17 protein-coding genes are annotated in these 22,600 nt (G+C 71.9%); 5 read left to right on the plus strand and 12 right to left on the minus strand.

Translation table 11 applies throughout. The features are described 5' to 3' along the window. Positions 1–51: 51 nt before the first annotated feature. Positions 52–1,593, minus strand: a complete 1,542-nt coding sequence (locus BM342_RS06155) for a peroxidase family protein (RefSeq protein WP_092964557.1) — start codon at positions 1,591–1,593, stop codon at positions 52–54. A 139-nt stretch (positions 1,594–1,732) separates the two neighbouring features. Further along, positions 1,733–3,106, minus strand: a complete 1,374-nt coding sequence (locus tag BM342_RS06160) for a GNAT family N-acetyltransferase (RefSeq protein WP_092964558.1) — start codon at positions 3,104–3,106, stop codon at positions 1,733–1,735. Positions 3,107–3,141: 35 nt separating this feature from the next. Here BM342_RS06160 and BM342_RS06165 point away from each other — a divergent pair, with 35 nt between their 5' ends. From BM342_RS06165 to BM342_RS06180, 4 genes are all read left to right on the plus strand, one after another. Continuing rightward, positions 3,142–4,998, plus strand: coding sequence for an FAD-dependent oxidoreductase (locus BM342_RS06165; protein WP_255368566.1), 1,857 nt, complete (start codon positions 3,142–3,144; stop codon positions 4,996–4,998). 137 nt (positions 4,999–5,135) lie between these two features. Then, entirely contained in the window at positions 5,136–6,251 is a 1,116-nt protein-coding gene (locus tag BM342_RS06170; RefSeq protein ID WP_092964560.1) for a glycerate kinase, read from the plus strand. A 66-nt stretch (positions 6,252–6,317) separates the two neighbouring features. Next, a complete protein-coding gene (locus tag BM342_RS06175; protein WP_092964561.1) occupies positions 6,318–6,671 on the plus strand; it encodes a GntR family transcriptional regulator in 354 nt (117 codons plus the stop codon). Beyond that, positions 6,668–7,699 carry a DUF1648 domain-containing protein gene (locus tag BM342_RS06180; protein ID WP_092964562.1) on the plus strand — a complete coding sequence of 344 codons (1,032 nt, stop codon included), beginning with the start codon at positions 6,668–6,670 and terminating at the stop codon, positions 7,697–7,699. Before BM342_RS06175 ends, BM342_RS06180 begins: the two co-directional genes overlap by 4 nt. Before the next feature lie 132 nt (positions 7,700–7,831). Here the strand turns inward: BM342_RS06180 and BM342_RS06185 are convergent, their stop codons facing one another. The 5 genes from BM342_RS06185 to xylA form a co-directional block, all read right to left on the minus strand. Further along, positions 7,832–9,142, minus strand: coding sequence for a sugar ABC transporter permease (locus tag BM342_RS06185; RefSeq protein WP_092964563.1), 1,311 nt, complete (start codon positions 9,140–9,142; stop codon positions 7,832–7,834). Beyond that, positions 9,139–9,891, minus strand: a complete 753-nt coding sequence (locus BM342_RS06190) for an ATP-binding cassette domain-containing protein (protein WP_092964564.1) — start codon at positions 9,889–9,891, stop codon at positions 9,139–9,141. The genes BM342_RS06185 and BM342_RS06190 overlap by 4 nt, the downstream gene beginning before the upstream one ends. Positions 9,892–10,081: 190 nt before the next feature. Further along, entirely contained in the window at positions 10,082–11,143 is a 1,062-nt protein-coding gene (locus BM342_RS06195; protein ID WP_092964565.1) for a sugar ABC transporter substrate-binding protein, read from the minus strand. Positions 11,144–11,438: 295 nt separating this feature from the next. Then, positions 11,439–12,833: a xylulokinase gene (gene xylB, locus BM342_RS06200; protein ID WP_092964566.1), complete on the minus strand. Its 1,395-nt coding sequence runs from the start codon at positions 12,831–12,833 to the stop codon at positions 11,439–11,441. A gap of 92 nt (positions 12,834–12,925) precedes the next feature. Further along, a complete protein-coding gene (xylA, locus tag BM342_RS06205) occupies positions 12,926–14,116 on the minus strand; it encodes a xylose isomerase (RefSeq protein WP_092964567.1) in 1,191 nt (396 codons plus the stop codon). 115 nt (positions 14,117–14,231) lie between these two features. Here xylA and BM342_RS06210 point away from each other — a divergent pair, with 115 nt between their 5' ends. Beyond that, positions 14,232–15,308 carry a LacI family DNA-binding transcriptional regulator gene (locus BM342_RS06210; RefSeq protein WP_092964568.1) on the plus strand — a complete coding sequence of 359 codons (1,077 nt, stop codon included), beginning with the start codon at positions 14,232–14,234 and terminating at the stop codon, positions 15,306–15,308. Between the two features lie 5 nt (positions 15,309–15,313). On the opposite strand, the gene BM342_RS06215 is transcribed toward BM342_RS06210, so the two are convergent. The 5 genes from BM342_RS06215 to BM342_RS06235 are packed head-to-tail and all read right to left on the minus strand — an operon-like array spanning position 15,314 to position 22,571. Beyond that, positions 15,314–16,891, minus strand: a complete 1,578-nt coding sequence (locus BM342_RS06215; protein WP_092964569.1) for a glycoside hydrolase family 43 protein — start codon at positions 16,889–16,891, stop codon at positions 15,314–15,316. A gap of 10 nt (positions 16,892–16,901) precedes the next feature. Then, positions 16,902–19,364 (minus strand): beta-xylosidase/alpha-l-arabinosidase, encoded by a 2,463-nt coding sequence (locus tag BM342_RS06220; RefSeq protein WP_092964570.1) that lies wholly within the window; start codon positions 19,362–19,364, stop codon positions 16,902–16,904. Continuing rightward, positions 19,361–20,230 (minus strand): carbohydrate ABC transporter permease, encoded by an 870-nt coding sequence (locus BM342_RS06225; RefSeq protein WP_092964571.1) that lies wholly within the window; start codon positions 20,228–20,230, stop codon positions 19,361–19,363. Before BM342_RS06225 ends, BM342_RS06220 begins: the two co-directional genes overlap by 4 nt. Beyond that, complete coding sequence (locus BM342_RS06230; protein ID WP_092964572.1) at positions 20,227–21,261, minus strand: carbohydrate ABC transporter permease; 1,035 nt, start codon at positions 21,259–21,261, stop codon at positions 20,227–20,229. Before BM342_RS06230 ends, BM342_RS06225 begins: the two co-directional genes overlap by 4 nt. A 14-nt stretch (positions 21,262–21,275) precedes the next feature. Then, positions 21,276–22,571 (minus strand): extracellular solute-binding protein, encoded by a 1,296-nt coding sequence (locus tag BM342_RS06235; RefSeq protein WP_092966607.1) that lies wholly within the window; start codon positions 22,569–22,571, stop codon positions 21,276–21,278. Between the last annotated feature and the right edge of the window lie 29 nt (positions 22,572–22,600).

Genomic DNA, 22,600 nt, shown 5'->3' on the forward strand with positions numbered 1-22,600 from the left:
GGCGCCGCGTCCCGTCGCATGCGCGGCGGGACGCGGCATCCGCTCTCCGGGTCAGGCGAACAGCGTGTTGACCGCGCCGCCGTCGATCGGCAGGCCCGATGCCTTGATCAGGTCGGTGATCTCCCACTTGCCGTCGACGGGCGAGACCTTCTCGAAGAGCGGCACGCCGCCGACGACCTCCTTCGCCGGTGTCCAGTGCGGGTCCCGGTTCAGGTACGAGAACGCGTCGCCGCGCAGCAGGCCGGAGAACACCGCGGCGACGATCGTCGAACCGACCGCGCCGAGGTGCTCGCCGTCGGCCTGCTCGGCCGCCTCCTTCAGGATGTAGACCCAGAGCGACTCCTCCATGGGGTCGAGGTCCTCGATCGGGCGGATGTGCAGCGCGTGGGCGACCTCGGTGGCCGGGGGGAGCTCCATGCGCCAGCCTCGCCGGATGTTGAGCTCCGCGAGCGGGTTCGGCGTCGGCCCGCCCGGAATCGTGAAGACCGACTTGCTGAGATGCGTGTCGACCTTGTGCGCCATCTGCGGGAAGGGACCGCCCGACGACGGGAAGTCGAAGAACCAGTCCCACTGCAGCGAGTGCCGGTCGGGCAGCGGCGAGCCGCCGCGCAGGTCGGGCGGACCGGGCACGGGCACGCTCGGCTGGGTGACTCCGGGCGTCGAGAAGATCGGCTTGCCGAACTGCTTGCCGACGCCGCCCTGCAACGGGAAGTTCAACTGGTACTCGGCACGGATCATCGAGTGGCCGAAGCGGTACGCCGCCGTCGAGAACTCGACCGGCATGAACGGGTTCTCGCTCCAGTCGTAGACGTCCTTCAGGCCGTAGGTCACGGTGTAGAACGGACCGTCGCCATCGCCGGCGTCCTCGTCGAACGAGATCGCGGACGCGAACACCGAGGGTGCGACGATGCGCGAGACGAAGTCGTTCCAGACGACGTACTGGTAGAACCACACGGTGATGCGCTGGGCCTCGACGAACAGGTCGCGGCCGGACTGCACGGTCGGGTCCGCGGCATCCGCCAGCTTCTGCAGCGTGCTGTTGTGGGCCAGGACGAACGCGAGCTGCAGTTGCGAGACGATGCGGTTCTCGTCGTTGCGCGGATCGCCGATGAGCGCGATGCCCTCGTCGTTGCGCTGCACGTCCTGCTCCTTCGGGGACTCGCCCCGGCCGATCTTGAGGAATCCCGCGTAGCCGTCGTGCAGCACGCGGGTGTGATCGTAGAGATAGGGCTGGTCGTCGGGCCCCCGGCCGTAGAGGCTGTCGAGGTCGAACCTCGGCGAGCGGAAGTTCTGCAGGCCGTCGGGGTCGTTGTGCCTGGTCAGGCTGGACTGCGGGTCGAACGTGATGTCGTGATCGATGAACTGTCCGAGGTAGGTGTACCCGACCGGGGTCAGGCTGTCGGCAGGCTCGTCGTCGGTGAACATCTCGTCGATCGCGAAGGTGCGGATCGCCTGGGCCTTCTCGGCGTCGGTGGCCCCGGGCGGGGACCAGGTGGTGTACCCGCGGCCGAACAGGCGACCGAAGCGCCCGTCGTGACTGCGGGAATGCGGGACATTGAGCGGCACGATCGAGTGCGCGTTCGCGTGTTGCATGGCTCTCGCCCTCCAGAGTGGGGCCCGCGCGCTGCGACGGCACGCGTCGCCATCACGGCATCTACGGGGTGAACACGGCGAGCGTACGACCGAGATGAGGAATGCTCATCAGTGCTCCCACTGATGCCCGAGGCCCCGCCTAGAACCAGATGCTGAGGTGCGGCGTGCGGGGCGCCGCGAAGAGCCGGTCGGCCAGCGCGACCGAGCCCGGCGAGAGCTCCTCGATGCGTCCGGCGCGGGCCAGCACCGAGGGGCGCACGCCGCCCAGGTACACCGAGCCGAGCTCGCGCACGTCGAGCCGCAGCCCGTGCGCGGCCTGCGCACGGGAGCGTCGGCCCGAACGCGACGCGCTGCCCGGGGCATCCGGGACCTCGCCGCTGCGCGCCTCGTCGGTGCGGCGCACTTCGGCGCGCCCGTCGCCCGACACGTCGAGCACGAAGCCGCCCGACGCGTGCCCGAGCGGGTCGGTCACCTCGAGCGTCAGCGTGCCCGATGCGCCGTACTCGCGAGCCGAGAGCGCCACGACCGGGTCGAGCACGCGCAGCCAGAGGTGGTCGACGATGTCGTGCATCGACGCCGCACGCGGGTCTTCGAGCAGCCACGGCAGCGGTTCGTCGACGCTGCGGAGGCGCGCGCGGACCTCGGTCACGAAGTCCTGCTCGACGAGGAACCGCCACAGCGCGCGTTCGGCATCGTCGCTCGCGGCCACGAGCAGGTCGCACTCGACGACGCCAGGCACGTTCGGCTCGCGGCTGATCGTGTAGGCGACGAAGCCCTGCGGCTGGCCGGACGCGTCGTCGTAGCGCGCGACGCGGATCGCGCGCGACCCGGCGCTCTCGGGGTCGAAGAGCCCGAGGTGGCGCTCGAGGAACCCGGGCCACCGATCGATCTCGCCGGGCGTGCGGGAGACGGCGCGACGGGCGATCGCCGGGGCCTTGGCGATGAGGTCGGCCGGCTCGACGAACTGCACGCGCCCCGGCGATTCGGGTCCGATCCACCGCACGCGGCGGCGGTCGACGACCACGGTGGCCGCGGATGCCGCCGGCCCGAACCCGTAGCGCCCGTAGATCGTGGCCTCGGTCAACGTGAGCATCGCGAGCGCGGCGCCGGCCTCGCGCGCATAGCGCAGCTGCGCCTCGAGGAGTGCGCGGGCGATGCCGCGCCGACGGTGCGTCGGGGAGACCGTGACGCCGCTCACGGCCCAGGCGTCGACGCTGCGACCACCGGGCACGCTGAGACCCGACGGCCAGCCGTCGACCGTCGCGACGGGCACCGCGGCGTCGTGCGCGGTCGGATCGTAGACCGCGCGCACGTTGCGCTGCCTGGCCACCTGCAGCGACCGACGCAGCTCGGGCGCCTCGGGGCGCGCGTGATGGAACCCGCGGGTCTCGGCCTGCACCCAGGCAAGCAGGGCGGCCTCGTCGTCGTGGTCGACCTGCCGGTAGTCGAGCCCCTGACCTCGCAGGGCGTCGATCGCGGACTGATCTGCCGGGATGCTGCGGGGATCGAACATCGTCCCAGCGTACCCACGGCGACCCGCGTTCAGGGGTGCCGACCATCATTGACGGTCCGGTCGCGGCGTCGATACGTTCGCATGGTGCGAGCGAGCGGCGAGGCGATGACGAGACCCGGAACGACGGCGGCGGCGGTGCCCGCGTGATCACGGTCGAGGTGCTGCGGGCGATCCCGATCTTCGCACCGCTGCCGGCCGAGGCGCTCGGCTACCTGGCCGGAGCCGTCGAGGACATCCGGCTCGTGCCGGGGGAGTACTTCGCCCACGAGGGCGACGAGCGTGCCCTCTTCGTCGTCGTCGAGGGCGGCGCAGAGATCACCAAGATCGTGAACGGCGACGAACGCGTCATCGGCACGCGAAGGCCCGGACAGTTCTTCGGCGAGGTGCCGATGACCCTGAGCACGCCCTTCCCGGCGAGCGGGCGGGCCGGCCAGGCGTCGCGCATCATCAAGCTCGACACCGGCGCGTTCTACACGCTCGCCGCCATGGCGCCGTCGGTCCCGGCGCGAGTCGCCTCGCTCGCGCGACGCTACCTCGACTCGCTGCAGGTCATCGCCGCCGAGGTGCCCGAGACCGACATCCGACTCCTGGGGCCGCGCAACGAGGCGAGGACGCACCGCATCGCACGCTTCCTGACCCGCAACCAGGTCGCGTTCGAACGCGTCACGATCGAGATGCCGCTCGATCCCTCGCCCGCCGAGGTCGCCACGCCGGGCGGCACGGGGCGCGGTGGGTCAGAGCACGGTGGGGCGGATGCCGCGGCATCCGGATTCCCGGTGCTCGAGACCTCGGGCGGGGTGCGACTCGTCGACCCGGGCATGCGCGAGGTCGCCGTCGCGGTGGGACTCGACGTCGAGCCGGCCGCGGCCGAGTACGACGTGGTGATCCTCGGTGCCGGCCCCGCCGGTCTCACGGCCGCCGTGAACGGCGCGGCGGAGGGCCTGCGCACTGTGGTCATCGAGGCCCTCGCGCCCGGCGGCCAGGCCGGCACGTCGACGCGGATCGAGAACTACACGGGGTTCCCGTTCGGCATCTCGGGCGACGATCTGGCGAGCCGGGCGCTGAAGCAGGCCAAGCGCCTCGGCGCCGAGATCGTCGTGACGCGCACGGTCGAGACGATCCGCCCGGCGGGCGGGCCCGGGCCGGGCCCCGACGGCGGCCGCGGTGCCGGCCACGAGATCGTGCTCGACGGCGGCGACACGCTGCGCGCCTCGGTCGTGATCGTCGCGACGGGCGTCGAGTGGCGCGACCTGCCGGTGCCCGGAGTGGAGCGGTTCCTCGGCAACGGCGTCTACTACGGCGCCGCGCGCAGCGACGCGGCCGTGGCCAAGGGCGCCGACGTGTGCATCATCGGCGCGGGCAACTCGGCCGGACAGGCCGCGCTGTTCTTCTCGCGGCACGCGCGCTCCGTCACGATGCTCGTGCGCGGCCCCTCGCTCGAGGCGAGCATGTCGCGCTACCTGATCGACCAGATCGAGTCGCACGGGGGCATCGGGGTCGAGACGGGCAGCGAGGTCGTCGGGCTGCACGGCACCGACGGACTGACCTCGGTCGACGTGGCCGACCGGGCCGCGGGCACGACCGTCGAGCGCCCGTTCACGGTCGTCTTCGTGATGATCGGCGCCGATGCGGTGACCGGGTGGCTGCCGCCCGAGGTGGCGCGCGACGGGCGCGGCTACATCCTGACGGGCCCGGATGCCGCGGCGAGCGGATCCTGGCCCGAGGAGCGCCGCCCGTTCGCGCTCGAGTCGAGCGCGCCGGGCGTGTTCGCGGTGGGCGACGTGCGGTCGGGCTCGGTCAAGCGCGTCGCGGCCGGCGTGGGCGAGGGGGGCATGGCGATCGCGTTCGTGCACCAGTACCTGGCGCTGCCGCGCGCCGGTGTGCCGGACTGAGCGTGCGCGCCGGGAGGGTCGGCGGCGACGCGGTGCGCGTGCCGACGGCCGGAGCAGACCCGGCGGGCGGTGCGACCGTCGACGGCATCGGGCTCGCGGCGTAACGAGCGGGCGATCGTGCGCGAGGATTGGGGCCTATGAGTACCCGGATCGTCTTCGCACCCGACTCGTTCAAGGGCACCGTCGATGCCGCCGACGCGGCCGCGGCGCTGGCACGCGGCTGGCGCCGCGAGCGGCCCGGCGACGAACTCGTGCTGCGGCCCATGGCCGACGGCGGCGAGGGAACGCTCGACGCGTTCGCCGCCGCGGTTCCGGGTGCCGAGCGAATGCCGATCACGGTCGCGCCGCCCGCACCCGGGACGCTTCCGGTCGATACCTCGTGGCTGCGCCTGCCCGACGGCACCGCGGTCGTCGAGCTCGCCGCGACGTGCGGCATCGTCCTGGTGCAGCCGCAGCAGCCGCTCGACGCCCACACGCGAGGGTTCGGCGAGGCGATCGCCGCGGCGCTCGACGCCGGGGCCACGCGTCTGCTGCTCGGACTCGGCGGCAGCGCCTCGACCGACGGCGGATCGGGCGCGCTCGGGGCCCTCGGCGCGCGGATCCTCGACGGCGACGGTCGACCCGTGCCGCTCGGCGGCCGCGGACTGGCTGCCGCGGCCTCGGTCGACCTCTCGGGGCTGCGCGCGCTGCCGCCGGGCGGCGTGCTGATCCTCGGCGACGTCACGAACCCGCTGCTCGGCCCGTCGGGGGCCGCGGCCGTGTTCGGGCCGCAGAAGGGTGCCGACGCGTCCGACGTCGCATCGCTTGAGGCTGGCCTCGCCCGGTTCGCCGGCGTCGTCGCCGACGTGGTCCGGGGTGACGAGGCGCTCGCCGACGCGCCCGGCTCGGGCGCTGCGGGCGGTACGGGCTTCGGCCTGCTCGCCTGGGGAGCGAGCATGGGCGCCGGTGCCCGGCTCGTCGCCGAGGCCGTCGGGCTCGCCGACGCCCTCGCCGGTGCCGACCTCGTGATCACGGGCGAAGGTCGATTCGACGGCCAGTCGGAGGCGGGCAAGGCGCCGACCGAGGTCGCGGCCCTCGCACGCGCTGCGGGAGTGCCGGTCGCGCTCGTCGCCGGTGCCATCACGGCGGATGCCTCCGCGTTCACGGCCTCCGCCTCGCTGAGCGAACTGGCCGGGTCGGGGGCGGCGGCGATGGCCGAACCCGTGCACTGGCTCGAGGAGGCCGGCTCGGCGCTCGCGCGCGGCCGCGCCTGACTTCGCGCGGCCGTTCGCGGTCGCTCAAATTTGACTTGTTCTAGTGATAACTAGAACAATGAATGCGTGATCATCCGTATCGACCCCGCCTCGAGCACCCCGCTGTTCGAACAGCTCGCGCGTGCCGTGCGCGGCGAGATCCTCGCGGGCCGCGTCGCGGCCGGTGAGCGCCTGCCGGCCGCGCGCGACCTCGCGGACTCGCTCGACGTCAACGCGCACACCGTGCTGCACGCCTACCAGACGCTGCGTGACGAGGGCCTCATCGAGCTGCGTCGAGGGCGCGGCGCCGTCGTGCGCGATGCGGCCCCCAAACTCGAGGAGACCAGGCGCCTCGCCGCCGAACTCGTCACCGCCGCCCGTGAGCGCGGTATCGCCCCAGACGCCGTCCTGGCGCTCGTGAGAGAGGAACTCGCCCGATGACCGCCCCGACCCCCGCCCCATCCGTCGCCGAACGCGAGCGCGACCGCCGCGACCGCCGCGTGCTCCTGGCCGTCGTCGTGTGGGTGCCGCTCGCGATCGTGCTCGTGTCGACGGTGATCCAGGTGATCTGGATCCCGCGCATGCCCGCGCAGGTCGCCGTGCACTGGAATGCGGCCGGCGAACCCGACCGATGGACCTCCCCCGAGCGGGCCGTGCTCGCCTATGCGGTCATCTCGCTCTCGCTCATCCTGGCGCTCGCGATCGCGTCGTTCGCGGGCGCACGTGCGCTGCGCCCGCATGCGGGCCGGCCCACCCGCCTGCTCAGCCGTGTGCGTCCGACGGCCTCGTTCGCGCCGGCGACGATCGCGATGGTCTCGCTCATCATGGTCGGCCTCGGCGCCCTGCAGCTCGACGGCTCGGTGCCTCCGCAGTGGGCCGCTCCCGTCGTCATCGGAGTCGGGCTGCTGGTCGGGGCGCTCGTCTGGTGGATCACGTGGCGCGCGCTGCCGGCTCCCGACCGCACCGCGGCCGACGCCCCGTCGGCGACCCCCGCGCTCGACCTCGCCCCCGGCGAGCGGGCCGTGTGGACCGCGACCGCGTCGGCGCCGTGGCCCGTCATCGCGCTCATCGGCTTCGCGCTCGTCGCGGTGACGGTGCCGTTCGTGCTCTCGCCCTCGTCGTGGTGGCTCTGGACGCTCGTGTTCGTGCTGGTGCTCGTGCTCGCCTCGACCGCGTGGATCCGCGTCACGGTCGACCGGCGGGGGCTCACGGTGCGATCCCTCGTCGGCATCCGGCTCACGCGCGTGCCGCTCGAGGCCGTCGTGACCGCCGCCGACGTCGAGGTGCTGCCCGCCGAGTTCGGCGGCTGGGGCTTCCGGTTCGACGTGCACGGGCGGCGCGGCATCATCATCCGCTCGGGCCAGGGCATCGAGGTCGAGCGAGCGGATGCCCCGCCGCTCGTCGTGACGGTCGCCGACGCCCGCACGGGGGCGGCGCTGCTGAACGCGCTCGCTCGGGCGGGCCGGTAGCGCGGGCGACGGCGGCCGCGGCATCCGCCTCGGCCTCCGGATGCCGGAGGCGTGCGGATCGACCGCCGGAAACGGCGAACGGGCCCGTGCGGGGACAGCGCACGGGCCCGTTCAGCTTTGGAGGAGCCTGCGTCAGGTTCGCAGGACCGAGCCGCCGGCCCGCTTGCGCGAGATCGCGTCGACCGTGGCCGCGAGGATCAGCACGCCGCCGGTCACGGCGTAGTTGACGCCGGCCGGGAGGTTCAGCAGGCCGAGGCCGTTCGTGATCACGGCGATCACGAGCGCACCGATCGCCGCGTGGATCAGGCGCCCGCGCCCACCGAAGAGGCTGACGCCGCCGACGACGGCCGCCGCGACACCGCTCAGCACGATGTCGCGGCCCGCCGCGGCATCCACCGATCCGACCTTGCTGATGCTGAACAGGCCCGCGACGACCGCGAGCGACGAGCACACGATGAACGCGCACCAGCGGATCGTCGCGACCTTCACGCCCGATCGGCGCGCCGCTTCGGCGTTGCCGCCGACCGCGTAGATGTACCGACCGAACTTCGTGCGGTCGAGCACGAACGTGCCGAGCCACAGGATCGCGAGCGTGATCGGCACCACGATCGGCACGCCCTCGATGGCCTTGAAGCCCGTGCCGCGGTTCTGGTTGAGGATCGCGACGACGATTCCGCCGAGCACGAGGATCGTGATGAGTTTCGCCCAAACGAGCGCGATCGTTCGGTTCGGCACTCCGGCCCGCGTGCGGCGAGACCGGTCGAGGAACGAGGTCCCGGCCGAGATCGCGAGCATCACGGCGAGCATCACCCATCCGGCCCACGGCGGGAGCGTGCCGTTCTGGATCGCGAGGATCTCGGGCGTCTCGACGCGGTACAGGCCGCCGGCGCCGATGATGATGAGCTCGAGGCCCTGGAAGCCGAGGAACAGGCCCAGCGTCACGACGAAGGACGGAATGCCGACCTTCGCGACGAAGAAGCCGATGAACGTGCCGATCGCGATGCCGGTGAGGAACGCGATCGCGAGCGCGAGCACCCAGTTGAGGTTCACCACGGCGATGAGCACCACGAAGATCACCATCGTGAGGCCCGCCGTGACACCGGCCGACAGGTCGATCTCGCCGAGCAGCAGTACGAAGACGAGCGCCATGCCGAGCATGACGAGCGTGGCCGCCTGCGTGAGCAGGTTCGCGAAGTTGCGCTCGGTGAAGAAGAAGGGGCTGAGGATCGTGAAGAGGATGCTGAGCACGACGAATCCGCCGACCGCGGGCAGGGCGCCCATGTCGCCGCCGCGCACGCGCTGCAGCCAGGCGCGGACCTGGTCCATCAGGCCGCCCTCCTGTCCGCTGCCGATGAGCGCCTCGGTGCTGAGCGCCGAGAGGGCCGTCGTCGAATCGGTGGGCGGCGTCGACGTCGGAGCCGAGGTGCCCTGTTCGCCGCTCATGCGTGCTCTCCTTCGTAGGTCTTCGCGCCGGTGATGTAGCCGATGACGTCTTCGTTCGTGGTCTTCGACGTCTCGACCGAGGCGACCATCTGGCCCAGGTAGAGCACGCTGATGTAGTCGGCGACCTCGAAGACGTCGACCAGGTTGTGGCTGATGATGACGACCGAGACGCCCTGCTCGGCCAGGCGCTTCACGAGCGCGAGCACCTGGGCGGTCTGCGCGACGCCGAGCGCCGCGGTCGGCTCGTCGAGGATGACGACCCTGGCCTTCTTCAGCACCGAGCGGGCGATGGCCACGGTCTGGCGCTGGCCGCCCGAGAGCGACGAGACCTTCTGGCGCACCGACTTGACCGTTCGCACCGAGAGCTGGCGCAGCGTCTCGGCGGCTTCGCGTTCCATGACGCCCTCGTCGAACGTGCCGGCCGAGAGCTCCTCGCGACCGAGGAACATGTTCTGCACGATGTCGAGGTTGTCGCAGAGCGCGAGGTCCTGGTAGACGACCTCGATGCCGAGGTGGGCGGCATCGCGCGGCGTGTGGAGGTTCACGGGCTCGCCGTTGAAGAGCACCTCTCCGTCGTCGTAGGGCTGCACGCCGGCGAGTCCCTTGATGAGGGTCGACTTGCCGGCGCCGTTGTCGCCGACGAGGGCGGTGATCTTTCCGGGGTAGGCCGTGAAGTTCACGCCCTTCAGCACATCGACGGGGCCGAAGCTCTTCACCACCCCCCTCAGCTCGATGATCGGCTGGTCCATGCCGGGTCCTTTCTGTGGGGAACTGCGCTGTTCCGGGAAGCTGCGGTGCGAGTGCTCGGGGTGTGCGTACGCGTGCGCTGGCGCGGGGCGGGAGCGGGAAGCGGGCGGATGCCGCGTGGTGCGGTCGTGCGGGAGCGGGAGGCCCCGGGGCGACTGAACGCCCCGGAGCCTCCCGCCGGATCGGATGGGACTATCCGACTCCGTGCTCGGTGCAGGCTGCGGCCACGTCGGCCGTGCAGATCTCGGCGGCGTCGGCGTTGCCGTCGTCGACCACGGTCTGCACGTCGTCGGGTCCGACGAGGATCGGCGTGACGGCGATGTAGGGGGTGCCGTCGTCGAGCTTCTTGTCGACCGAGGGGGTCTCGCCGTTCAGGAGCTGGATGGCGAGTTCGGAAGCGGCGTCGGCCTCGAGTGCGAACGGCTTGTAGACCGTGGCGGTCTGCTTGCCGAGGAGCACGTTCTGGAGACCGGCGACCGAGGCGTCCTGACCCGAGACGGGAACGGTGAGGCCGTTCTTGTCGAGGATCGTGATGACGCCCGCGGCGTTGGTGTCGTTCGCGACCCAGACCGCGTCGACCTTGCCGCCGAGGGCGGTCAGGGCCTGCTCGAAGTTGGTCGCCGACTTGTCGCCGTCCCAGACTCCCGGGGGCTCCTGCGCGGGCTTGATGCCGGCGGGCTCCATGACGCTCACGGCGCCGTCGTGGAACATCTTCGCGTTGCCGTCGGCGGGGTCGCCGCCCATGTAGACCACGACCGCGGTCTTCGGGTCCTTGCCGGCCGTGGCGAGGCCGTCGAGGATCGACTGGCCCTCGAGCGCTCCGACCTGCTCGTTGTCGAACGAGACGTAGTAGTCGGCGCCCTCGATCGGGCGGTCGTACGCGATGACCGGGATGCCCTGGTCCTTCGCCTTGGCGGCGACGGCCACGGCCGCACCGTTGTAGTCGACGAGGAGCATGACGCCGCAGCCCTTGCTGAGCTGCTGGTCGGCGATCGTGGCGTACTTGCTGGTGTCGCCCTGCGCGTTCTGGATGTCGGCTTCGAATCCGGCGTCGGTGATCGCGGTCTCGAGCGCGGGGCGGTCGCCGTTCTCCCAACGGGGCGAGGACGCGGCATCGGGCAGGATGACGCAGGCGCGGGTCGCGGTGGCGGAGTCGGTGCTGCCGCCGTCTCCGCCGCTGCTGGAACACCCTGCGAGCAACAGCATCGATGCTCCGGCGAGGGCTGTGATCGAGATCAATGAAGCCTTCTTCATCGTTCTCCCCTTCTGACTGGTGAGTGTGCAGGACAATCACTACCGCCGGGGTCTGCACTGACCTCGGCAGAAGGAAACTTACGACCCTGTAAGCCGGGCCGAACCGCCCCGCTGATAACGATCGAGTAACGCGATCAACCGATGTGACACGTCACATCGAGACGCCGGATCCGACCGCGATCCTCGGATCCGCGCGGGTTGGCGCATGGGACTGTCACACACCGCCGAAGAGCGCCGTCGCGGGCCCCGAGGGGGCTCGCGACGGCGGTGGAACTTTCTTCGGACTCGAATCGATTCAGCGCCCGGCGACGCGCGCGTACTGCTCCCGGATCGCGGGCCGATGGTCTGGCGAAGGGCTCGCGGCGACGTCGATCTCCCACTCCGGACGCGCACCCGTGAGCGCCCAGGCTGCCTGACGCGCGGCGCCGTCGGCGACGTACTCGCCCGGTGCAGGCACGACGACCGGCGCATCGAACACCTGCGCGGCGATCGCCCGCACGGCCGGGTTCTGCGCCGCCCCGCCGATGAGCAGCACCCGGTCGACCGCGACGCCGAGGCTCGCGACGGCCTCGAGCCCGTCGGCGAGTCCGCACAGCATGCCCTCGATCGCGGCGCGGGCGAGGTTCGGGCGGGTCATGCTCGCGAGGCTCAGGCCGTCGAGGTGCGCGGTCGCGTTCGGCAGGTTCGGCGTGCGCTCGCCCTCGAAGTACGGCACGAGCACGGCGCCGGATGCCGCGGGCTCGGCCTCGAGCGCGAGCCGTCCGAGTCCGTCGTGGTCGACGCCGAGCACGCGGGCGAACGCGTCGAGCACGCGGGCGGCGTTGAGCGTGGCGACGAGCGGCAGGAATCGGCCCGTCGCGTCGGCGAACCCGGCGACCGTGCCCGAGGCGTCGGCGACGGCGGCATCCGTCACCGCGAACACCGTGCCGCTCGTGCCGATCGAGACGACGACGTCACCGGAGGCGGCGTCGAGCCCGAGCGCTGCGGCGGCGTTGTCGCCGGCTCCGGCCCCGACGAGGATGCCGTCGGGCGTGCGCCCGGCTGCCTCGGCGGGACCGAGCACGCGCGGGAGGATCGCGTCGTGCCCGAGGGCGCGTACGAAGAGGTCGCGGTCGTAGCCGTCGGCGCCCCAGTAGGCCGTGCCGCTCGCATCCGACCGGTCGGTCGTGAGCTCGTCGAGCACCGGGCCGAGCGGGGACTCGCCGACCGGGCCGTAGCCGCGCAGGCGCCAGGTGAGCCAGTCGTGGGGGAGGGCGACCGCGGCGACGCGCGCCGCGGCATCGGGCTCGGCATCGCGCAGCCAGCGGAGCTTCGTCGCCGTGAACGAGGCGACCGGCACGACGCCTGTACGGCGCGCGTACTCGTCGGCGCCCACCTCGGCGATGAGGTCGAGCGCGGCCTGCGCCGAGCGCGTGTCGTTCCAGAGCAGGGCCGGGCGGATGACGCGGCCCTCGTCGTCGAGCACGACCATGCCGTGCTGCTGGCCGCCGATCGAGATCGCCTCGACGCCCTCGAGGCCGCCGGCGTCGCCGATCGCGGAGAGCAGGGCGCCCCACCACGCGGCCGGATCGACCTCGGTGCCTTCGGGGTGCGGCGCCCGCCCGGAGCGCACGAGGGCTCCCGTGGCGGCATCCCGGATCACGATCTTGCATGACTGGGTCGACGAGTCGACCCCTGCGACGAGCGACAAGGCCCGCCCCTTTCTTCGAGGTGGTGCTGGTACGGGAAAACCCCTGCGCCGAGTCGTCGAACCCGGCGCAGGGGTGGCTTCAGGCCTGACGCTCAGCGAGCTCCGAGCAGGTGCTCGGTGGCCAGCTGCTGGAGGCGGACGAAGCCGCCGCCCTTGCCGCCGAGGTAGGCGTCGGCGTCGAAGTCCTCGTAGGCCGAGCGGTCGGCGAGGAACTCGTCGTAGGTCTCGCCCGGGTTCAGCGTCGGAGTCGAGAGCTCGTAGACCTTCGCGGCCTCGAGCGCCTCCTGCACCTCGGGGTCGGCGCGGAAGGCCGCGGCGCGCTCCTTGAGCAGCAGGTAGGTGCGCATGTTGGCCGCGGCCGACTCCCACACGCCCTTCTCGTCTTCGGTGCGCGAGGGCTTGTAGTCGAAGTGGCGCGGGCCCTCGTACGCGGGCACGCCACCGGGGCCGCCGTTCTCGAGCAGGTCGACGAGCGCGAACGCGTTGTGCAGGTCGCCGTGGCCGAAGACGAGGTCCTGGTCGTACTTGATGCCGCGCTGGCCGTTCAGGTCGATGTGGAAGAGCTTGCCGTGGTACAGCGCCTGCGCGATGCCGGCGGCGAAGTTGAGGCCCGCCATCTGCTCGTGGCCGACCTCGGGGTTGAGGCCGACGAGCTCGGGGCGCTCGAGCGAGTCGATGAACGCGATCGCGTGGCCGAGGGTCGGCAGCAGGATGTCGCCACGGGGCTCGTTGGGCTTCGGCTCGATCGCGAAGCGGATGTCGTAGCCCTTGTCGGTCACGTAGTCGCCGAGCAGGTTGACCGCCTCGCGGTAGCGCTCGAGCGCCTGGCGGATGTCCTTCGCCGAGTCGTACTCGGCGCCCTCGCGGCCGCCCCACATGACGAACGTCTTCGCACCGAGCTCGGCGCCGAGGTCGAGCTGGCGGAACACCTTGCGCAGCGCGAAGCGACGCACGTCGCGGTCGTTGGCCGTGAAGCCGCCGTCCTTGAAGACGGGAGCGCTGAAGAGGTTCGTGGTGACCATCGGGATGATGAGGCCCGTGTCGTCGAGCGCGCCCTTGAGGCGGTCGATCTGCGTCTGGCGCTCGGCGTCGGTGGAGCCGAAGGCGAAGAGGTCGTCGTCGTGGAACGTCAGTCCGTAGGCGCCCAGCTCGGCGAGCTTCTCGACGGCGTGCACGACGTCGAGGGGCTTGCGGGTGGGGCCGCCGAACGGGTCGGTGCCGTTGTAGCCGACGGTCCAGAGGCCGAAGGAGAACTTGTCGTCGCGGGTGGGCGCGCTGGCCATTGGTGATCCGCCTTTCAGCGTCTTCGATGATTTGTTGGCACGTACAACATAAACCGGTCCGACGCTCGTTCGCAAGTCTTCCGCGATCGCAACTTTCGACCTTATGATTCGAAACATGAAGCCGGATGCCGCAGACACCGCCGACCGTCGAGTGACCCTCGCCGCGATCAGCGAGGACCTCGGGGTGAGCCTGTCCACGATCTCGAAGGTGCTGAACGGGCGCGCCGACGTCTCGGTCGCGACGAGGGAGCGCGTCGAGCACGAGCTGCAGGAGCGCGGCTACGTGCGGCGAGGAGCGGGCCGCTCGGAGGCGCGGGCGGACCTCATCGAGCTGGTCTTCCACGAACTCGACGAGATCTGGTCGATGGAGCTCATCGGCGGCGTCGAGCAGGTCGCCAAGGAGCACGGCCTCAGCGTCGTGCTCACCGTCTCGGGCGACCGGCACGCGCCCGACCCCGACTGGGTCGACGGCGTGATCCGGCGCCGGCCCGTGGGAGTCGTGCTCGTCTTCAGCGAACTCGCGCCGGAGCACCGCGAACGGCTTCGCGCACGGGCCATCCCGTTCGTGATCGTCGACCCCGCGGGCGACCCCACCCCCGAGGTGCCGAGCGTCGGGTCGGCGAACTGGTCGGGCGGACTCGCGGCGACCCGCCACCTCATCGAGCTCGGGCATCGTCGCATCGCCACCATCACCGGACCCGACGACATGATGTGCTCGCTCGCGCGCGTCGACGGCTACCGATCGGCGATGAACTCGGCCGGGCTGCCGATCGATCCTGCGTGGATCCGCTTCGGCGACTTCCACGTCACGGGAGGGCGGAACCACGCGAGCGAGCTGCTGGCCCTACCGCACGGCGAGCGGCCCACGGCGATCTTCGCCGGCAGCGACCTGCAGGCGCTCGGCGTCATGGACGCCGCGCGGGCGGCGGGTCTCGCCATCCCCGGCGACCTGTCGATCGTCGGCTACGACGACGTGCCCATCAGCCGCTGGGTGACCCCGCCGCTCACGACCGTGCACCAGCCGCTGCGGCGCATGGGCGAGGAGGCGGCGCGCCTCGCCATCCGCCTCGCGGCAGAAGCCGACGTCGATCAGTCGGCAGATGCGGCCGCAGCGCGATCGGCCACCACGCCGCGCATGGACCTGGCCACGAGCCTCGTCGTGCGCGAGAGCACGGCACCGCCCGCGGCCTGATCCGCTCAGGAGTCCGGGTACTCGATGCGCAGTGCATCCACGTCGACGTGGGCGCCGGGGCCGCCGTCGCCGGCGGCGTAGACGCCCGCCCAGATGCCGAGGAACCCGCCCGCCTGCGTGCTGCTGAGCGGGCGGAGGTCGACGTGTCCGACGTCGGCGGTCCCGCCCGCGTGACGTACGCGAGCGATGCCGGTGAGTCCGTCGATCGACAACGCCAGCTCGACCGGCCCTGCGGCGACCTCGGTCGAGCCGACGACCTCCTCGGTTCCGTAGACGTGCCGCACGAGCACGACGGCCTCCCCGACCAGCTCGAGGCGCACGTGGCGCGCCTCAGACTGGCGAAGTGCGAGCCCGCAGGCGAGTCCAGGTGCACCCGACCGCTCGACCTCCGCGGTGACGATCGCCGCAGGCTGCTCGAGCCGGAAGCCGACGAACGAGTGCGCCGCGACCTCGGCGAGACTGCGCGACGCAGGGCGCAGGCGAAGGTGTCCGGGGCGCGCGCCGAGGCTCGCCCGGTCGACGCCGGGCGAGGTGCGCACGAGGCTCAGGTCGGGATGCAGCGCCGGGCCGTCGAAGCCGGTCTCGACGATCGACCGGGCCGCCGCGGCATCCGCCCCGACCGAAGCGGGTGTCGGTGCCCACGGGATCTCGACCTGCTCGACGAGGCGTCCCTCACCCGGCGCGAACACCGGCCGGCCGTCCTCCCATGAGACGGGCACCAGCCACGTCTCACGCCCTTGCAGGCCGTCGACGCCGTCGAGGCGGCGACTGGCGAGCACGGTCGCCCACCATCCGCCGCGCCCGTCGTCGACGAGGTCGGCGTGGCCGACGTTCGCGACCGCGGCCGAGCGCCCGAGGTGGCGATGCGTGAGCACCGGGTTGCCGGGGTCGCCGGTGAACGGCCCGAGCGGCGACGGGCCGTACGCGAGGCTCACGGCGTGGTGCCGCTCGGTGCCGCCCTCGCTCGCGAGCAGCAGCACGGCGCCGCCGCGCTCGGCGTCGAGCTCGAACAGGTGCGGTCCCTCGGCCCAGACGGCGCCCTCGAGCGCGCCGTGCCAGACCACGCGCTCCTCGCCGACGAGCCGCAGGCGCACCGGATCGAACTCGCGCACCCAGACCTCGGTCTGCTCCGGCCAGGCTCCGGGGGAGGCCAATCGGGTGCCGCACCACCACGCCCGGCCGTCGCGCGTGAAGAGCAGCGACGGGTCGATGCCCTCGGCGCCGTCGATCCACGCCGGATCCGACCAGGGTCCGGCCGGGTCGGTCGCCGTCACCACGAAGCTGCCCGAGCGCCCGGTGCCGCCGACGAGCGTGCACACGACGAAGAAGGTGCCGTCGTGGAATCGGATCGTCGGAGCGAACAGTCCGCCCGACGATGCGACCCCCGACAGGTCGAGCTGGCGCTCGCGATGGATCGCGTGCCCGACGGGCTCCCAGTGCACGAGGTCGGTCGACCGGTGCACCGGGAGACCCGGGAAGTACTCGAACGACGACGTCACCAGGTAGAAGGCGTCGCCCGCCCGGCAGATGCTGGGGTCGGGCCGGCACCCCGGCAGCACCGGATTGCGGGCGATCGCGGCCATCCGACGCCCCTCAGGCCCCGCCGTCGGCCGCGGCCGGGGCGAGTCCGTCGGAGCCGGACCCGCGCGCGCCCGCCGTCGCCTCGACCCGCTCGGTCGGTTCGATGCCCACGTCGGGATGCAACCGCCTCAGGTGGTCGACCCGTCGCACCGGACCGGTCAGCTCGACCTCGTGGGAGAACACGAGGTCGCCGCTCGACCTGCCGACCGAGAGCACGAGTCGACCGGGTTCGACGATGCGTTCGCCGTCGCGCCCGGTGAACGAGGCCAGGTCGGCCGGCACGGTGAAGCGGATGTCGGCGGCTTCGCCGGCACCCAGCGGCACCCGGGCGAATCCGACGAGCCGCTGCACCGGGCGCACGACCGAGGCGACCGGGTCGTGCAGGTACAGCTGCACGACCTCGACGCCGTCGCGCTCGCCGCTGTTGCGCACGCGCAGCCGCACGGTGGCGGCGGTATCGGTCGCGGTGCGCGACTCGTCGCCCGACCATTCGCTCCAGTCGAACGACGTGTAGGTCAGCCCGTGGCCGAACGGGTAGCGCGCGGTCGGATCGATGCTCGAGACGCCGTTCGCACGCGCCAGCGGCGAGGCGAGGTACGTCGACGGGTGCACCCCGGCCGAGGCGGGCACCGAGACGGGCAGCCGGCCCGAGGGCGACACCCGTCCGCTGAGGATGCCAGCGATCGCACGAGTGCCCTCCTCGCCCGCGAAGAACGCCTCGAGGATGCCGGCGGCCCGGTCGGGTGCGGTGCCGAGTGTGTAGGGGCGTCCGGCCAGCAGCGTCACCACGACGGGCGTTCCGGTGTCGAGCACCGCCTCGAGCAACGGCGCCTGGGCGCCCGGCAAGGCGAGCGACTCGGCGTCGCAGCCCTCGCCGCTCGTCCCGCGGCCGAACAGGCCCGCCCGGTCGCCCAGGGCGAGCACGACGAGGTCGGCACCGGATGCCGCGGCCACCGCCTCGACGAAGCCCGACGTGTCGCCGTCGTCGATGCCCGTGCCACGCACGTGCGTCACCGTCGAGGCGGGGAACTCCGCGCGGACCGACTCGACGAGCGTCGGCAGCTCGATGCCGTCGCCGGACTCGGGGTGATGCACGCCCACGTGGGTCGGGAACGCGTAGCACCCGAGCACTGCGAACCGGTCGTCGCCGGTCGGGCCGATGACGGCGATGCGCGCGGGGGCGGAGCGGTCGGGGGCCGCGCCGTTCGGGCCGCCGAGCGGCAGGGTGCCGTCGTTGCGCAGGAGCACGATGGCGCGCTCGGCGATCTCGGCCGCGAGCGCGCGGTTGCCGGGCGGGTCGAGGTCGACGGCGCCGCGCGCGGCGACCGCGTCGTCGGAGCGGTCGCCGAGCAGGCGCAGTGCGGGTGGAGTGGCGTCCCAGTCCGCGTCGAGCAGGCCGAGCTCGGCCTTCTGCGCGAGCACTCGGCCGAGCGCGCGGTCGAGCACGGCCTCGTCGAGCCGGCCGTCGGCGACGGCCTCGACGAGCGGGGCGCCGAACGCGTGCACGGTGGGCAGCTCGACGTCGATGCCGGCCTCGAGCGCTGCTGTCGCGGCGTCGCCGAGCGAGCCCGCGGTGCCGTGCAGCGTGTGCAGGAACGCGACCGCGAAGTAGTCGGCGACCACCGTGCCCGTGAAGCCCCAGACCCCCCGGAGCAGGTCGGTCAGCAGTGCCGCGTCGGCGGCCGTCGGCACGCCGTCGAGGTCGGTGTACGCGTTCATGACCGACCGCGGCCGGCCCTCGCGCAGCACCATCTCGAACGGCGGCAGCAGCACGTCGGCGAGCTCGCGCGCCCCGATCGAGACGGGCGCGAGGTTGCGCCCGGCCTTCGACGCCGAGTACCCGACGAAGTGCTTCAGCGTCGCCACGATGCCGGCGGACTCCAGGCCGCGCACGTAGGCGGCCCCGACGGTTCCGACGAGGTAGGGATCCTCGCCCATGGTCTCCTCGACCCGGCCCCAGCGCGCGTCGCGCACCACGTCGAGCACCGGGGCGAGCCCCTGATGCACGCCGACCGATCGCAGGTCGTCGCCGATGCGCCGCGACATCCGCTCGATGAGCTCGGGGTCGAAGGTCGCCGCCCACGACAGCGGCACGGGGTAGGCGGTGGCGCCCCAGGCCGCGAAGCCAGCGAGGCACTCCTCGTGCGCGAGCGCCGGGATGCCGAGGCGGCTCTCGGCGACGATGCGACGTTGCGCGCGGGCCAGCGACAGTGCGCCGACCCCCGGGTCGACGGGCGCCGTGCCGAACGGGCGGGTGAGCTGGCCGAGGCCCCGCGGCAGCAGTTCGTCGAGGTCGATGTCGCCCGTCATCTCGTGCTGGTTGGGCGCGACATCCGTGCCCTCTGCCGAGGCGCCGACCCAGATGCCGTAGAGCTGGGCGATCTTCTCGTCGAGGTCGAGCTCGGCGATGAGGGCGCTCGCGCGCTCGGCGTTCGAGAGCGAAGGGTCCTGCCAGGGGTGCATGGTGCCGGTCATCCCTTCACCGCGCCGGTGAGGCCGCCGACGATGCGGCGCTCGAAGATGCTGAAGAAGACGAGCGCCGGGATCATCGACAACGAGGTGAACGCGAGCACCTTGGCCGTGTCGACCGAGTACTGCGACGCGAACGCCTGCACGCCGAGGGGCAGGGTGAACGAGGCCTCGTCGTTGAGGATGAACAGCGGGAGGATGTAGCTGTTCCAGCTCGCGATGAAGGCGAGGATGCCGACCGTGATCACGCCGGGCAGGGCCAGGGGCAGCACCATCCGCCAGAAGAAGCCGAGGCGCGAGCACCCGTCGATCGAGGCGGCCTCCTCGATCTCGTCGGGGATGGCCCGCAGGAACGGCACCAGGATGATGATCGTCGTCGGCAGGGCGAACGCGATCTGCGGCAGGATGATGCCGCCGAGCGAGTTCATCAGCCCGAGGTTGCGCACGACGAGGTACAGCGGGGTGATCGCGACCGTCATCGGGAACATGAGCCCGGCCGCGAACACGGCGTAGAGCAGGCCCCGCGCCTTGAACCGGTAGCGGGCGAGCACGTAGCTCGCCATGAGTCCGAGCGCGACGACGCCGACGGTCGTCACCACCGCGGCCACCGTCGAGTTCAGCACCTCGCCCCAGAACGTGGTGCTCACGAGCACGTCGGCGTAGTTGGTGAACACCCACGGCGCGGGCAGCGCCGACGGGTCCGTCGTGATCTGGGAGTTCGTGCGGAAGCCGCCGACGATGATGTACGCGATCGGCGCGAGCATGAGCGCGACCACGACGAAGGCGACGAAGTAGATGGCGGGGCTGCCCCACGGCAGCCTTCCGGACTGCCGGGCCTTCGGCGGCCTGGGCAGGGCGATCGATGCGGTCATCGGTCCGTCCGTTCGGTGAGGGCTCCGGCCGTGTCGCGGCGGAGCACGAATCGCTGGTAGACGAGCGCGACGACGAGCGAGATGAGGAAGAGCACGACGGCGACGGCGTTGCCGTAGCCGTAGTTGCCGGCGTTGCGGCCGTTCGCGACCATGTAGGTCGCCATGGTCGAGGTGCCGGCGGTCGAGGCCACGTACTGGCCCCAGATGATGTAGACGAGGTCGAACAGCTGCAGCGAGCCGATGATCGACAGGAACGCCCAGATGCGCAGCGTCGGGCCGAGCAGCGGCAGCGTGATGCGGCGCTGGATCTGCCAGTACGAGGCGCCGTCGATCTGCGCTGCCTCGGTGAGCTCCTGCGGGATGCCCTGGAGGCCGGCGAGGAAGAGGATCACGGCGAATCCGATGTACTTCCAGGTGATGATGCCGAGCAGGGTCCACATGGCGATGCCGGGGTCGGCGAGCCAGTCCTGCGCGAACGCGCCGAGGCCGAGCTTCTCGAGGAGCCCGTTCAGGGCGCCCTCGCTCTGGAGCATGAGGCTCCAGCCCGTGCCGACCACGACCTCGGCGATGACGTAGGGCACGAAGATGAGCACGCGGATCGCGGACTGGCCGCGCATCTGGCGGTTCAGCAGCAGCGCGAGCAGCAGTGCCGCCGGCCCTTGCAGCACGAGCGACATCACGAGGATGATCCCGTTGTGCGTCAGGGCCTCGTGGAACGACGGGTCCTGGAAGATCGTGACGTAGTTCTGCAGGCCGACGAAGTCGGTCGGCGGCCCGAACCCCTTCCAGCGGAAGAAGCCGTAGTAGCCGGCCATGACGACCGGGAAGATCACGAAGGCCAGGAAGACGAGCAGCGCCGGGCCCACGAGCACGGCGATCTCGACGGTCTTGCGGTGGTCGCGGGGGCGACGTCGGGCGCGGGGCGACGTCGTGACGACCCGGCCGGCGGCCGGAGACGGCGAGCCGCCTCCGGCCGTGACGTCGCTCGCGTCGACTCGTCCCTCGGCGGGGGAGTGGGTGCGAACGCTCATGATGGGTGCGGCCTCTAGCCCTTCTTGATCGCGTCGTCGACCGCGTCGACGATGCCCTGCGGGGAGCCCTTGCCGGCGAGCAGGTCGACGACGCCGACGTTGAGCGCGTTGCCGACGTTCTGCCCGAGCAGCGTGTCGAGCCAGACCGAGACGTACGGCGCCTCGTTCACGGCGGCGAGCACCTCCTGCAGGGCCGGGTCGGTCACGACGCCCTGCGCGTCCTTGTTGGCGGGCAGGGTGACGAAGGCGTTCGCGTAGCCCTCCTGGTACTCCTTCTGCGAGGCGAACTCGAGGAACTCGCCGCACTCCTTCGGGGCGTCGACGTAGCACGAGAAGCCGTCGACGCCGCCCATCATGGCGCCGGCCTGGCCGTCTCCGCCGTCGACCGCCGGGAACGGGAACCAGCCGAGGTCGGCGAGGGGCTTCTCGTCGGGCGTCAGCGAGGCGATCACTCCGGGATCCCAGGCGCCCATGAGCTCCATGGCGGCCTTGTGGTTCGCGACGAGGCCTGCCGACGAACCGGCGCCCTGCTGGGCCGTGGTGGTGAGGAAGCCCTGGTTGAACGGCTCGATGCCGGCGAAGTCCTCGAGGTCCTCGCCCGCGCGGAGCCAGCACTCGTCGGAGAAGCTCGGGTCGTCCGTCAGGCCCGTGATGACGTCCTGTCCGCACTCGCGGAGGGCGAAGAAGTAGAACCAGTGGGCGGCGGGCCACGCGTCCTTCGCGCCGAGCGCGATGGGGTCGATGCCGGCGGCCTTGAGCTTGTCGACGGCGTCGCCGAGCTCGTCGAAGGTCGTCGGCGTCTCGGTGATGCCGGCCTGCTCGAACAGGTCCTTGCTGTAGTAGATGCCGCCCGGCAGCACCGAGGAGGGAACCCCGTAGAGCTTGCCGTCGACCGTGAACGCCGAGAGGGCGCCCTCGCCGAGTGCGCTCTTGGTCTCGTCGGAGAGTGCGGAGCTGAGGTCCTGCGCCTGGCCGGCCTCGACGACCGCGGCGAGCTTGCCGCCGCCTCGGGCCATGAAGATGTCGGGTGCGTCGCCGGAGTTCAGGGCGGTCTGCAGCTTGCCGTCCATGTCCTCGTTCTGGATCGCCTGGATCTCGATCTTCACGTTCGGGTGCTCGGCCTCGAAGTCCGCCGCCGTCGCCTCCCAGTACGCCTTGCCGTCGCCGGTGGTGGAGTTGTGCCAGAAGCTCAGGGTGACGTTCCCGTCGCCGGAGTCGTCGCCGCCGGCGCTGCATCCCGCCAATGCCCCGACGGCCAGTGCTGCTGCCGCGCCGATGGCGGTGAGCCTGCCGATGCTGCGTCTGTTCATCATTGAACCTCTCGAAAGTTTCGACACTT

It is taken from the genome of Agromyces sp. CF514, from assembly GCF_900113185.1.
Classification (GTDB): Bacteria; Actinomycetota; Actinomycetes; order Actinomycetales; family Microbacteriaceae; genus Agromyces.